13 protein-coding genes are annotated in these 13,340 nt (G+C 44.4%); 6 read left to right on the plus strand and 7 right to left on the minus strand.

All coding sequences use genetic code 11. From position 1 onward, the window contains the following. Positions 1-427: 427 nt before the first annotated feature. Both NC997_RS21935 and NC997_RS21940 read right to left on the minus strand, forming a co-directional pair. A complete protein-coding gene (locus NC997_RS21935) occupies positions 428-646 on the minus strand; it encodes a hypothetical protein (RefSeq protein WP_190430739.1) in 219 nt (72 codons plus the stop codon). A 161-nt stretch (positions 647-807) separates the two neighbouring features. Next, a complete protein-coding gene (locus NC997_RS21940; RefSeq protein WP_190524951.1) occupies positions 808-1,239 on the minus strand; it encodes a nuclear transport factor 2 family protein in 432 nt (143 codons plus the stop codon). A 277-nt stretch (positions 1,240-1,516) separates the two neighbouring features. Here NC997_RS21940 and NC997_RS21945 point away from each other — a divergent pair, with 277 nt between their 5' ends. Then, positions 1,517-1,846, plus strand: a complete 330-nt coding sequence (locus NC997_RS21945; protein WP_190413787.1) for a phosphomannose isomerase type II C-terminal cupin domain — start codon at positions 1,517-1,519, stop codon at positions 1,844-1,846. Positions 1,847-1,982: 136 nt separating this feature from the next. Here NC997_RS21945 and NC997_RS21950 read toward each other — a convergent pair whose 3' ends face one another. The 5 genes from NC997_RS21950 to NC997_RS21970 all read right to left on the minus strand — a co-directional run bounded on the left by NC997_RS21950 (position 1,983) and on the right by NC997_RS21970 (position 7,501). Further along, positions 1,983-2,399 (minus strand): endonuclease domain-containing protein, encoded by a 417-nt coding sequence (locus tag NC997_RS21950; RefSeq protein WP_190524953.1) that lies wholly within the window; start codon positions 2,397-2,399, stop codon positions 1,983-1,985. Between the two features lie 212 nt (positions 2,400-2,611). Next, positions 2,612-2,965: a hypothetical protein gene (locus NC997_RS21955; RefSeq protein WP_190524956.1), complete on the minus strand. Its 354-nt coding sequence runs from the start codon at positions 2,963-2,965 to the stop codon at positions 2,612-2,614. A 340-nt stretch (positions 2,966-3,305) separates the two neighbouring features. Next, on the minus strand, positions 3,306-3,953 hold the full coding sequence (locus NC997_RS21960) for a Uma2 family endonuclease (RefSeq protein ID WP_190524958.1): 648 nt from the start codon (positions 3,951-3,953) through the stop codon (positions 3,306-3,308). 64 nt (positions 3,954-4,017) lie between these two features. Next, positions 4,018-6,627 carry a bifunctional aconitate hydratase 2/2-methylisocitrate dehydratase gene (gene acnB, locus NC997_RS21965; protein ID WP_190524960.1) on the minus strand — a complete coding sequence of 870 codons (2,610 nt, stop codon included), beginning with the start codon at positions 6,625-6,627 and terminating at the stop codon, positions 4,018-4,020. 448 nt (positions 6,628-7,075) lie between these two features. Further along, positions 7,076-7,501 (minus strand): DUF4278 domain-containing protein, encoded by a 426-nt coding sequence (locus NC997_RS21970; protein ID WP_190524962.1) that lies wholly within the window; start codon positions 7,499-7,501, stop codon positions 7,076-7,078. Between the two features lie 433 nt (positions 7,502-7,934). Between NC997_RS21970 and NC997_RS21975 the strand changes: the two genes are divergently transcribed. The 5 genes from NC997_RS21975 to NC997_RS21995 all read left to right on the plus strand — a co-directional run bounded on the left by NC997_RS21975 (position 7,935) and on the right by NC997_RS21995 (position 13,328). Then, positions 7,935-8,579, plus strand: coding sequence for a hypothetical protein (locus tag NC997_RS21975; RefSeq protein WP_190524964.1), 645 nt, complete (start codon positions 7,935-7,937; stop codon positions 8,577-8,579). A 138-nt stretch (positions 8,580-8,717) separates the two neighbouring features. Then, positions 8,718-10,688, plus strand: coding sequence for a DNA cytosine methyltransferase (locus NC997_RS21980; protein WP_242031250.1), 1,971 nt, complete (start codon positions 8,718-8,720; stop codon positions 10,686-10,688). A 4-nt stretch (positions 10,689-10,692) separates the two neighbouring features. Next, on the plus strand, positions 10,693-11,766 hold the full coding sequence (locus NC997_RS21985) for a hypothetical protein (protein ID WP_199306036.1): 1,074 nt from the start codon (positions 10,693-10,695) through the stop codon (positions 11,764-11,766). A gap of 84 nt (positions 11,767-11,850) precedes the next feature. Continuing rightward, positions 11,851-12,006 (plus strand): hypothetical protein, encoded by a 156-nt coding sequence (locus NC997_RS21990; RefSeq protein ID WP_199306037.1) that lies wholly within the window; start codon positions 11,851-11,853, stop codon positions 12,004-12,006. A 47-nt stretch (positions 12,007-12,053) separates the two neighbouring features. After that, positions 12,054-13,328 (plus strand): Mur ligase family protein, encoded by a 1,275-nt coding sequence (locus tag NC997_RS21995; RefSeq protein WP_190524968.1) that lies wholly within the window; start codon positions 12,054-12,056, stop codon positions 13,326-13,328. Positions 13,329-13,340 lie beyond the last annotated feature (12 nt).

Raw genomic sequence — 13,340 nt, forward strand, 5'->3', positions numbered from 1 at the left:
GTCATCCCGTAAGGCATAGCGACGTGTCATGATAGCACTCCTGTTGTGTGACTTAATAGAATCCAGTTATCGATTTTAAGCCCGTTGCAGACCTAATTGATGACACGCCCTAGAGTACGATAACGGCTATAGCCGTCCTAAATAATTCGTGAATTATGAGACCTCAACTTCTTAGAGAAGCTGGGGATCTGAAGGGTGGCATCTCGCAAATCCAATAGAATTACTATGGATTTAATTAGCAGGAGATTTATAGGATAAATATCAAATTATTATTTTTATAATATTTATCTTTAGGTCATAAAAAATTCTGGTAAAATTTAATGGTTGCTCTAAATATTCAATGTTGTATATTTGTAGAATCAAAGCGCAGCAAAATACTAAAAAAATTAACAATAAAGTAATAGAAAATTTTAATCAGCGGCACTATTTATATTAGGGCAGAAATTTCATCTACAACTTTCAGCCGGTTCTTGCGGACAGCGTAAAGTAGCCGATCAATTGCTCGCTTGTCTTCTTCGCTGATTGCATCTTGCAACAGTGCAGCCATCAGCCCATATCGGTCAGCCAGGGTAATGCTACCAGTGTAGGTAGCTTGAGCAAATAGTTCAGCGATCGCAGAGTCGAGAGGGCAGATTTGAACAGGCATCTTACGGACATTAACTCGATACTTCTAATATCACGCTTTTGTCTGGTTTACTAAGTGATTAACCACTGTAAAAAATGTGACGATACCCTAGATAATCATGCGATCGCCGGTCTAAGTAAAGGTGATGAGCAGCTAATTGCTGAGTGATATAAATCACACAACTAGCCCTGCGACGGAGACTGCTCTGGGTGCGATTCTACTTTGGGCTGAACCACAACCGAAAGATACTCGCGGTAACGACAAATCTTGTCGCCACGAACATCGAAAGCGATCGCCCCTCGGTTCTGATAAGGCTTCCCCCGCAGATGCCCTTGAGAGCGAATCTCGAACACAACGGTCGTCTCGTTACTGGTGACGCCATCTAGCGTCACCACCAGCTCATTGTTGAAAGCTTCAGACGCATACTCAAAGAAAGCAGCTGCCCGTGCTTTACCGACATTTTCCCCCTGATATTGCCCCACTGGAAACCAGAAGCTAAAGTCATCCGCAAGCATTTCCAAAAACGGTTCCCACTTGCCGGTTCCCATCCCCTGAATGAAGTGCCCAAATGCACGCTGGGCAGTTTCCATCGTGCTTTGTTGTGTTTGTGCCATGTTTGTAAGCTGCTGCAACTAAATCAATTGTGGCAAAAACAAGCGGAGAGAAGCCGTAGAAACCTCATCGGAACCGCAGGATGCCTGCTTGCACGCTTCGGATGCCGCTACCAGCTACTAGCACCCTCGATATATTGTCCCACCGATAATTAGTGCAGAGGAACTTTCAAAAATGCGGCAAAATTGAGATGCGAATCTTCGGAGACAAGCAGGGATGAATAGCAACCAAAATGAGGGGCAGGCTTCGATTCTGCCCTTACCTGAAGATAGTGACACAATGCGGATACGACCTTGGGGCACAGTCACTGTTTTAGAAGAAGGGCAACGCTACCGGATTAATCGCATTGAACTCAACCCAGGTCATCACATTAGTACCCAAATGCACTATCACCGCAGCGAACACTGGATCGTTGTATCTGGCACCGCCAAAGTGATTTGTGATGGTAAAGAGACAACCTTAATTCAAAAACAGTCAACCTACGTGCCGATGTCTACAGCTCATCGGGTTGAAAATCCAGGGTGTATTCCTCTAGTGATGATTGAAGTCCAAAATGGGGAATATCTGGGAGAGGATGACATCATCCGTTTCGACGACGCGGAAACCTAACATCGCAAAATCAAAGGATATCGTGGTTCTCACTTGAATCAAATACAAGAGCGAACCCCTAGCCTATTCCCTATAAGGGAAGGGGCTAGGGGTTTTATACAAACACAGAAAAATGTAAGGGAAGGGGTCTAGGAGGCTAGCTGTTTTTGCAACAAGTAGAAATACGCATCAAAACTTTATCAACATTCTGTCTTACTTCTTCATTCTTAATTCGTAATAAACGCAATCCTCTGGCTGACAAAATTTTGTCGCGTTCTGCATCATATTCAGCTTGTCGTTCGTGAATTTCTCCATCAATTTCTACGACCAATCCGACAGCGTGACAGTAGAAATCTACAATAAATCCATTAATAATCTGCTGGCGGCGGAAGTGGAAACCATTTAACCGATTAGCGCGAAGATATTGCCAAAGAATTTTTTCTTCGTCGGTCATTTGTTTGCGAAGTTCTTTGGCACGTTCCACTTTAGCTGAGGTTACATTTTGTCCAATAACAATATTGCGAGTTCCCTCTTTTCTCGGTGACGAGGGTTGATGAGGTGTTGGGTTATTCATCGACTAAGTATGAAGATATATTGGTATCTTTCATTGTGGTTGACCTCTCCCCCAACCCCTCTCCGAAGCGGAGAGGGGAGCCGGAAGCCCCCTTCCCTTGTAGGGAAGGGGGTTGGGGGTTAGGTTTTTTGGTGATAGGCGGAGGATGCGATCGCACTTTTGAAATCAAGATGCAATCGCATCTGCATCATCATTGACTTAGCGCACCAACATTAAATAAACATCTTCACAGTTTCATACACAAGGGTGGTGGAGTCAGCAATCTGCTGATTGTTCACTGTTATCAGAGCTGATAATTTTACTTTCTGAAGAATAATGTCACCCTCAAGCCCTGAAAAAATGTTCTTCCATTTCACCCCGTTGCTCTGATACTGCTCCAATTTAGCGATCTTATCCTTTGTTAATCCGCCCAATTTAACCGTGTAAGTTTTTTTCTTACACGGATACCTTGAAATACTACTACCGCTATTTATGGGAACCGTAATGGGCAAGTTTATCTCACCCTCCTGGATTTGGCTGAGATGGACACCATACCCTGGTAGACCAGGTATTTGAATGTATGACACGATTTAGTTCCTCTAGTTATTTGAATAATTGCATAGTAGCCCTGTCAAGGTGTTAACCAACAGGTTTTCGTGTTTTGAGCGAATTTGTCTGTATTGATTAGCAATAACCTGAGCTTATTGCTAATGAAATTAGCAACCTTGAAGATGTGCTTTCTGGTTCGCCATAGCTTATACTTGAGACCCTGGTGGTTTTTTTATACTGGCGATCGTCCGTCATCAGTCACTAGCGTAACGCACCAGTTTAAATTCCTATATATCCTCAATTCGGGGCATTTCTTCCGGCGCAATTAGGCAACCTTTACCTCAAAAACAAGTATTTGTGTAAGTTGAGACTGAAATTTTACGATGCTGCAATTTGCTCTCGTACCCAAGTCCTAAAAGCTTTCATTGTTTTATTCCTACCAGCAGCCTTTACCTGCCTCAAATACTGAGGAATCACCTCAATAAGCGGTAAATTAGGAAAAATCAGACTAAAATCTGACTCGATATACTTACCGTCTCGTATTATATTAATTTGTAACTTCCCTTTTTCAAATCGCCAAAGCTCAGGCACTCCTAATGCTTCATAAATACTCGGATGAGTGCGAGAAGTTATATCTATCTCTAAGGCTAAATCTGGAGGTAGGTCGATGGATAAGTCTAATTTTTCTTTTCCTCGTACTGCTGCTTCATTTTGAATATAAAAACAGTTATCGGGTTCTATCCCTTTCAGCATATCCCGGTTTTTAAAAGTAGTAGAACCAAGAGGATAAAAATCAATATCTAGTTCTTCTAAAATAATTTCAATAAAGTTGCTGATAAACAGTTTATTGGTTTCATGCTCTGACAAGGGTGTCATGATTTCTAATATTCCATTGTCATAGGCTACTCTTGACGCCCGATGTTCGCCTAACTCTTCTAAAATGGTTTCAAATTCTTGCCAGGTTATATCTTCTAGAAAAACTTTATGACCAGGCGGGATATTAAATCGCTTTAACTCCAACAGCATCTTTAAGCCTCATCTTCAATATTGGAAGTAGGGTGGTCAATGCCCACCCTACTTTAATTATCGACTAGCGCAACGCACCAGAGGGAATACCCAAAATATCCTCAATCTTAGGCATATCTTCCAAGGAAATTACGCGACCTTCATCCTCAAAATTAGCAATTTGGTCGAAGTTGAGATAGCGATACAAATCACCCGCAAAAGGATGAATTTTCTTCGCCACAATCTCCATGTATTCTTGCACTGTGGGAATGCGTCCTAACATCGCACAAACAGCAGCTAATTCAGCCGAACCGAGATAAACTCGCGCATCTTTACCCATGCGATTGTTGAAGTTGCGAGTGGAAGTAGAAAATACGGTTGTACCGTCATCTACACGCGCCTGATTTCCCATGCAGAGACTACATCCCGGCATCTCCGTACGCGCACCTGCGGCATCAAATACGCTATAAACACCTTCTTCTTTTAGTTGGTGTTCATCCATTCGGGTTGGGGGACAAATCCAGAGACGAGTTTTAACTGCTGCTTCGCCTTCCAACACTTTCGCAGTGGCGCGATAATGACCAATATTCGTCATGCAAGAACCGACGAATACTTCTTGTACGGGGTCATTCTGAACCTCGGACAGCAACTTAACATTATCTGGGTCATTGGGTGCGGCGACGATTGGTTCCTTGATTTTGTTCAAGTCAATCTCGATAATTTCCGCATATTCTGCATCTGAATCGGCTTCCATTAATACGGGATTTGCCAACCATTCTTCCATTTTTGCAACGCGGCGCATGATGGTACGGGCATCTTGATAACCCCGCGCTACCATATTTTTCATCAGCGCTACGTTGGAACGCAGATATTCAGAAACTGTCTCGATACTTAACTTAATTGTGCAGCCTGCACAAGAACGTTCAGCACTCGCATCGGTCAGTTCAAAAGCTTGCTCAACTTTTAAGTTTGGCAAGCCTTCAATTTCCATGATTCGCCCGGAGAAGATGTTTTTCTTGTTCTGCTTCTCTGCTGTTAGCAAACCTTTTTGAATTGCCACGTAGGGAATTGCGTTCACGATATCCCGCAGCGTCACACCCGGTTGCAACTCGCCTTTGAACCGCACTAAGACGGATTCTGGCATATCTAAAGGCATCACGCCCAAAGCTGCTGCAAAGGCAACTAAGCCGGAACCTGCGGGGAAGGAAATTCCCAAGGGGAAGCGGGTGTGGGAGTCGCCGCCCGTTCCTACGGTATCGGGTAGCAGCATCCGGTTTAGCCACGAATGGATAATGCCATCGCCGGGACGCAAGGCGACGCCGCTGCGAGAGGCAAAGAAATCGGGCAGTTCGTGGTGGGTTTTGATGTCAACTGGCTTCGGATAAGCGGCGGTGTGGCAGAAACTCTGCATCACCAAATCTGCGCTGAAACCGAGACAGGCGAGTTCTTTCAACTCGTCGCGGGTCATGGGTCCTGTTGTATCCTGAGAACCAACCGTTGTCATCAGCGGTTCGCAGGAAGTGCCGGGACGCACACCATTGAGACCGCAAGCTTTCCCGACCATCTTCTGCGCTAGAGTAAATCCTTTGCCGGTATCGATGGGGGGTCGAGGACGGATGAAGATTGGACTGGGTTCTACTAATCCGAGGGCAATTCTGGTTTTATCGGTGAGGGTACGTCCAATCAGGAGGGGAATACGTCCGCCTGCGCGTACTTCGTCGGTGATGGTGTCGGGTTTGAGGCTGAAGGTGGATATTACTTCGCCTGATTCGTTGGTAATTTCACCTTTGTAAGGATAAATGGTGATTACCATGCCGGTTTCCATCTGGGTAACATCGCACTGGATGGGCAATGCGCCTGCATCTTCGGCGGTGTTGAAGAAAATCGGCGCGATCGCACTCCCTAATACATATCCCCCAGCCCGTTTATTGGGTACGAAGGGTATATCGTGCCCGATGTGCCACAAAACGGAGTTAATCGCAGATTTCCGGGAGGAACCCGTTCCTACGACATCCCCTACATACGCTACGGGATGCCCTTTTTTCTTCAACTCGACAATCGTTTCCAAACTTCCCGGTTGCCGAGATTCCAGCATTGCCAAGGCGTGCAAGGGAATATCCGGGCGGGTTGTGGCATGGGTTGCGGGAGATAAATCGTCGGTGTTCGTCTCTCCGGGCACCTTGAAGACGGTGACGGTAATCGCTTCTGGCAAGGTGGGGCGACTGGTAAACCACTCCGCCGCCGCCCAAGCGTCAATGACTTGCTTGGCATAGGAATTCGTCTCGGACAATTCCAAGACATCGTGGAAGGCATCATACACCAGCATGATTTTGCTTAAAGCTGTTGCGGCGGCTGATGCCAATTCATCGTCAGATTTGAGTAAATCTATCAACGATTGCACGTTGTAGCCGCCTACCATTGTTCCCAGCAGTTCTACTGCATAGATGGGGGTAACTAAAGGGCTAATGGTTTCACCTTTGGCGACAGCGGTGAGAAAGCCAGCTTTCACGTAAGCAGCCGGATCGACGCCTGGAGGAATGCGATCGCGCAGCAATTCCAACAATGTCTCTTCTTCACCGGCTGGAGGATTTTTCAACAATTCGCACAATTGAGAAGTCTGCTGGGCATCCAGCGGCAGTGGTGGAATTCCGAGTGCCGCCCTTTCAGCGACGTGTTGACGATAAGATTCAAGCATTTTCAACTCTCCTAGTCTCAGCAAAATTTGGGGGCGGTAGCGCTTTTATCGCATCGCTTTTGTGTTCTCAATCGGGAGGATGCGATTCACACGCTTTTGCCCTCGATAGGTAGAAGTCAACACAAGGTATGGCGCTACTACTTAAGTCGCAGATCAACTTTATTAATTATTGTGAAAAAATGGAATAAAATTTGTAGGATTCGCTGCAACTACCCTTACCCGTAACGGTTGATCTGGCAGGATACATTCCCATAAAAAAAGGGCGATCGCTCTCTATCGCCCACGTAGCTTTATAAACCAGGAATCCGTCGTCTTCAGCTTTGAAGATTTCGTGCTTAGATAAGATTTTACACCTAAAGGGGGAGGAGTGCGCTCCTTCACTCTTTACGGTTGAGTCAGCAGTTACTGCTGACTCAACCGCAAGCACCGCCAGATATTCCGGAAACTCCTAGAGGCACAATGTCAGTTGCTTCGACTCTGCTTCTAGAAGGCGAATTAGATTTTCGTCACCTTTGGCTTTAGCGACTTGTATCCGATGTTCCAGGCTGCGGTGGATATTCGCTAAGTGACTTTTAGCGGCGTTATCCAACACTTTTCGCCGACTTGTATCGGTTGGCAATTTCCAATCGCCTAGAGGTGCCATCCCTTCGCATGAGATTTGCCTCTCTAGAGCATCCCTAGTCGTGCCGGTTTTGCCGATGAAGTAGGGGACTCCCCGATAGTTCAAGTTAACAATCGCATCGGGAACTGCAATATGTCTGGGATATGCAACGTTGTAAGTCTGTCCCCGATACTTCCCCACAATCTCGCTTTCGGTTACTTCCAGCGTGGGTGAAGTTTTTTCGTAGCTGACGCCGCGATAAGAGAGTTTCATAAGTTTCGCCTCCGATTGAGTTTCCTGAGTATTTGTGACTAAGCAAGGCACGCTGCTTCGCGATCGCGCTCTACTTTTATTCCCCAGAGCCACTGACGGCTATGAATACTCAGTCAGTGGTGAACTAGCTAATTTATTTCTGTATCTATTTTTACATTTTTCCTTTTAAAGTGTCAATTTTTAAGAGATTTTAAGAAAATCTTTTGAGCGATCGCCAGGAAGTCGTCCAACTTACTTCCTCGGCGGCTGAGGCTAACTGCTTGACCTGATTCAGTTGCTGGGAGAAGCGACAAGCCGCTGTACAAATCGGGAAACAATCAATGGTTAATCAACGACACTAAAAATATTCGATAATCTTCTATCGGAAGTATTAAACCTTATCTACCTCCTAGGAAGGATAAAGAAGTCTGTTTTAGTAGTGCCAAGAAAAATTATGAAACTCAAAAGCTTTTCCGCGTTACAGATTGTAATCAAAAGAACTGCCTTTCTAATCATTGCGGCTTTCGTGCTGGTTGTGGTTTTTGTGAATCGGGCGAATGCAAACGGGGCGGAGTTCCTGGTAAGTAACGGCAATAATTTCGATGTCAATGAAATTCAATTTAAGCGAGTTGAATATGTCGGGCAATGTCCGGGAACTGTGATGAATCCGGGCACCAGAAAAGCTCAGTTTGTTTCCAAATCAACTCCACCCGCACCGAAAAGAAAAGTGACAATCCGGAACGTGACTCAGGGTATGAAGAGTAATCCTTATCCCTACACGAGCAGAGGTTACAGCGAAGGGCAATATTCTCAAGGCGTTGATTTGAGTCTGGGAAATAGCCATCAAACTCGTACTTTTGCAGTTTTAGAAGGCGAAAATAAGTTTGAGTATGAAATTAAAGAAGGAGAAAGAATAATTGAACAAGGCACTTTTAGAGCGGAAGTTTCTGTAAAAGATGTTGGAGTTTTTCCCCGCGATACCATTTGTGAGGAAAAATTAGAATGTCGGGACGATGGAGACTGTTACGACAGAAACGGAAAGAAGAGAGGAAGTCGCCAAAGATGCTATACAACTAATACCTGCCATTGTCCTGACTAATAAAGCTTATGTGGCTGGCAAGTCATGGAGGAAATACAAGCGATCGCCTCGCCACTGGTAGATTGACGTTTCAACTCAATCCGTGATGAAAATAGGTATGCAGTTCGATAGATACACATTTGCCAGCACATGCAACAGATGTCTCTCCCTTTGAATCTACCTGGTATTGAGCTAGACGAGGTTGTTTGGTTTAAGGAAATCTTGCGATCGCTCGACGTCAGCCGTTGCCCAGCTTGGCCCGATCAATTTGGTAAATCTCTTCATAGATGGCTTACTCAACAAGGAGTTTCTCCCATTAGAACCCTGAGCTTGTTCTCTGGTGGTGGTGGGCTGGATATTGCCTTCCATGACGCCGGGTTTGATATTGTTGAGATGGTTGAGCTTGAAGCCAAATATGTACAGACATTAGAAAAGAACTCGATGCCAGGGAAATGGCTAGAAAATTCCAAACCAATTTGCACTGATATTAAAGAATTTATTCCTAGCCCCGATCTAAAAGTAGATTTCATCATCGGCGGTCCACCGTGTCAAACCTTCTCAGCAGCAGGTCGTCGAGCATCCGGGGTTGCCGGAACGAGCGATTCTCGCGGCACTCTTTTTCAGGAATATGTCCGTTTATTAAAGATGCTTCAGCCAAAAGGATTCCTGTATGAAAACGTCTATGGAATCACTGGAGCGCAAAAAGGAGAAGCTTGGAAAGAAATCCAAAATGCTTTTAAGGAAGCAGGCTATATAATTCATTTTCGCGTTCTTGATGCCGCTGATTATGGTGTCCCGCAACATCGAGAGCGTTTGTTTATTGTTGGAATTCGTGAAGGTAATTATCTATTTCCCTATCCAACTCATGGTCCAGATTCTCCCAATCAAGAACCTTTCTACTCAGCAGGAGAGGCAGTTGAAGGAGCTAATAAAACGCATGTAGACTTAGGTATTGGAGGGCGATACGGACACCTTCTTACAAATATACCACCTGGTCTAAATTACAGCTTTTATACAGAGGAAATGGGGCATCCAAACCCAGTGTTTAGCTGGCGATCAAAGTTCTCAGATTTTCTCTATAAAGCTGATCCTCAGATGCCGGTACGGACTATTAAAGCGCAAGGAGGACAATACACTGGTCCCTTTAGCTGGAAAAACCGTAGATTCACAGTTGCAGAACTGAAGCGGCTACAAACGATTCCTGACGATTATGAAATTGTTGGTAATCGTCAAGTCTGTATTGAACAGATTGGAAATTCTGTCCCGCCACAGCTTGGTCGGATCTTAGCTCTCAGTATCTTAGATCAAGTCATGGGCATTAATTTACCTTTTCCCATGCACTACTTGCTACAAACTAAACAACTGGCATTCAGACAGCGCAAGCGTCAGCTAACCGACGTATACGCTCAAAAGGCTAAAGTGGCGATCGCTAACTTACATATTGCTGGGCAAATTACCTCCCCATCCTCAAGAAAGTATGTAAATGATGAGCAAGCTGTGCGCTTTCTATCAACAGATTTTTCTTGGAATGAAGAAGAAACCCCTAACAGCATAAGAATTAATCTGCAATATCATCTAGATCCTTCTTCCTGGATAATTACAGCATCAAACAATCAAAAAAATAAAGATGACAATCAATATGTAATTGAAATATATCCAGCTTGGGATAACCAAGATTGGATTTTAAATACGGGGAAGGTTAAACTATGCGCTAAAAATTTAGATAAAGGTATATTTACAGCTTTATGGAAAGCGTTTGAAGAGAAACTTATTGAACTAACAGGCATGGCTGATTTAGTTCAACTTTCTGGGTATTACCAATACGCCGCCCGAATTACTGGAGTTATTAATTTTAATAGTAGTTTAAATATTGAGCCGTTTTGGCGTGTTGTTCAATGCATTGTTAGAGGAATAGGAGTGGCAACTCAATTACCAGCTCAAGGACTAGCTTGCCAATGGGGAGTTAATAAAGATGATGTGTTTTCTTACCTAGAATCTTTACGCAGCATGGGGTATGAAGTTAGGAACTACAACACCAATCCTCAAATCCCTAAAGGAGAATATTTAATTCCCTATGCGTTTCCAACACTGACGCCCAGAAGTGTACAACTCCGCAAAAACTTAAAATAAGGCAATGAGCGAACTACATCTGCGGGTATTCATTGACAAGAGTGAGCTAGTGCTACCTGATGGTACAACACAAGTTTTCTTAGAAGGAGGTATGAGCCAAGCAGCCAAGCTGAAATATCAAAAAATAGCGCTAGAACTCTCTCAGGGTTATCTAGAGAGGCAAATTATTCTCTGTAGAGATAATTTAGCTGCTCTTAACTTATCACAACTCAGTCAAACTCATATAGAGATTCTACATAAACTTGTAGAATCAGTAACCAGTGAAGTTGGAAGAGCGCTGGTAGGTTTGACAGTTCTACAGCTATGTGTAAAAGCTGTCGAGCCAATGCAAAGCATAAGGCTACATAAAGGTAGTGCAGGTACAAGAGATTTTTCCTGGCGTGATGGAATATCAATGCGATCCTTGGATAGGCAGTATATAACCCCAGTGCTACGTAAATACGAGCTGCTTAGGCTGAACGCAGATGGATTTATGATGACGCGCAGTTTAGCAGAAAATTATCCTTACTCACCCGTTTATAAAGCTAATCTCAGAGGCGCTCGTCAAGAATGGCTCAGTATTGTTGAAGGAATTGAGACTAACGAAATAAATCCCGAAGCAGCTCTGCATTACTTACTCTTGCAGCTGCTAAATCAGGCAAATTCTTTCATAAACTTATCTTCCCAAACAATAGAAAATCTCAACAATGTTTTTGAGCAAGCTGAAGAGGTGGATAGGGAATATATTACTAACATCATCTTGAGGCATATCAAGGAGTCTGATTATGCAGCACGAATTATGGAGATCAGTATGCATAGTCTTATGCAAGCAATGCAAGAATGTCAGGTTTTTCCAGATGGAGCATTGAAACCTCTATCACAGATGCGTTCAGCCAATAAGAAACACGGGAATATCGGTGATATTGAAATACTACAAGCTAGACAAATTATTGAATCGTGGGATGCAAAGTATGGAAAAGCTTACTTGCGAGATGAACTTGAAGAACTTGCAGATAAGCTTGCAGCACACTCAACTGTTGCCTTAGCTGGTTTTGTAACCAGTGTAGAACCTGAACGGCGACAAGAGATGTTATATTGATGTCAAGAAATAGAAGATTTATTTGGTATATCTATAGAAATACTGACCTTTAGAGAGTGGATTAAAAAACAATTTAATCGAGCAATGGAAGATGGTCTAGTGACAGAGCAAGAATTAGCTCGCGCCTGGATGACAGCATATACCGAATCATTGGCACAAAGACGCCGAGAGATTGCTCCAATTGATGAGCCTTGTCATCAGTGGCTTACCACTTTAAAAGAAATATTGGAAAACTTGTAAATATCTTACATAACAGTCTGAATAGTCAAGTTAGGATCTGGTTGCTTGTGGATATCGACTCAATTCTTCAACCGTTTCAGCGCTTTGGTGTTCATCTCGGTTTAGAGCGCATTCAAAAATTATTGGCAGACTTGGGCAACCCGCACCACAAAGTACCAGTGATTCATGTCGCTGGAACGAATGGTAAAGGCTCAGTTTGTGCTTACCTTTCCGCAGTGCTGACTGTAGCCGGTTATCGCGTGGGGCGGTATACTTCCCCTCATTTAGTTGATTGGAACGAGCGCATCTGTCTCAACGAACAGCCGATATCGCTAGAAACGCTAGAAAAATTGCTGCTACAAGTCCAAGCGGCTATCCAACCGGATGAGGAGTCACCCACGCAGTTTGAAGTCATCACCGCCGCCGCTTGGTTGTATTTTGCTCAAGCTCAGGTAGATGTGGCGGTGGTGGAAGTGGGTTTAGGAGGGCGTCTAGATGCGACGAATGTATGCCCTAACCCCCTGGTCACAATTATTACTTCTCTCAGTCGAGAACACTGGCAGAACCTTGGCCCTACTTTAGCGGATATTGCTAGAGAAAAAGCCGGTATCCTCAAGGCGGGATGTCCTGCTGTCGTGGGACAGTTGCCAGAGGAGGCGAGGGCGGTGGTACAGCAGCGGATTAGTGAGTTAGGGTGTCCGGTTGTTTGGGCTGAACCAGCGCTGGAGTTAGGAACCGCGAAGACGCAGACGCCAGGGGAAGAAAGAAGGGTGGAGTATCAGGGGATAAAGTATCCTTTGCCGTTATTGGGAGATTTTCAGCTAAATAATTCGGCGTTAGCGATCGCATCTTTCCAAATTCTTCAACAGCAAGGTTGGGAAATTTCAGAAGCAGCGATCGCTTCTGGTATGGCAAAAACTCAATGGATTGGGCGTCTTCAGTGGACAAGTTGGCAAAATCATCGGTTATTGATCGATGGTGCCCATAATCCAGCCGCCGCGATCGCGTTGCGTCAATATGTCGATACCTTAGAAAAATCACCAATCCATTGGGTGATGGGGATGCTTTCTACGAAAGATCATGCGGATATTTTTAGTGCATTACTTAGAAAGGGCGATCTCTTGTACTTAGTCCCCGTCCCGGATCATAGTTCCGCTGAGCCAGAAGATTTAGCTACCTTGGCTCAAAATATCTGCCCAGAATTAGCCGATTGTCGCACCTACCCGGATCTCACGGCTGGATTAGAAGCGGCGATTTCCCCAGAAAGTTTATTAGTTTTGTGCGGTTCACTTTATTTACTCGGTCATTTTCTGGAACAAAACCGCTCTGCTACATCCAGATAATATTTGTATTTT

The sequence above is a fragment of the Trichocoleus sp. DQ-A2 genome (assembly GCF_039961915.1).
Classification (GTDB): domain Bacteria; phylum Cyanobacteriota; class Cyanobacteriia; order Cyanobacteriales; family FACHB-T130; genus FACHB-T130.

Coding starts and splice junctions, on each gene's coding strand:
- NC997_RS21935 (WP_190430739.1), bottom strand. CDS start 646: ATGCCTGTTCAAATCTGCCCTCTCGACTCTGCGATCGCTGAACTATTT.
- NC997_RS21940 (WP_190524951.1), bottom strand. CDS start 1,239: ATGGCACAAACACAACAAAGCACGATGGAAACTGCCCAGCGTGCATTT.
- NC997_RS21945 (WP_190413787.1), top strand. CDS start 1,517: ATGCGGATACGACCTTGGGGCACAGTCACTGTTTTAGAAGAAGGGCAA.
- NC997_RS21950 (WP_190524953.1), bottom strand. CDS start 2,399: ATGAATAACCCAACACCTCATCAACCCTCGTCACCGAGAAAAGAGGGA.
- NC997_RS21960 (WP_190524958.1), bottom strand. CDS start 3,953: ATGCTGTTGGAGTTAAAGCGATTTAATATCCCGCCTGGTCATAAAGTT.
- acnB (WP_190524960.1), bottom strand. CDS start 6,627: ATGCTTGAATCTTATCGTCAACACGTCGCTGAAAGGGCGGCACTCGGA.
- NC997_RS21970 (WP_190524962.1), bottom strand. CDS start 7,501: ATGAAACTCTCTTATCGCGGCGTCAGCTACGAAAAAACTTCACCCACG.
- NC997_RS21975 (WP_190524964.1), top strand. CDS start 7,935: ATGAAACTCAAAAGCTTTTCCGCGTTACAGATTGTAATCAAAAGAACT.
- NC997_RS21980 (WP_242031250.1), top strand. CDS start 8,718: ATGTCTCTCCCTTTGAATCTACCTGGTATTGAGCTAGACGAGGTTGTT.
- NC997_RS21985 (WP_199306036.1), top strand. CDS start 10,693: ATGAGCGAACTACATCTGCGGGTATTCATTGACAAGAGTGAGCTAGTG.
- NC997_RS21990 (WP_199306037.1), top strand. CDS start 11,851: ATGGAAGATGGTCTAGTGACAGAGCAAGAATTAGCTCGCGCCTGGATG.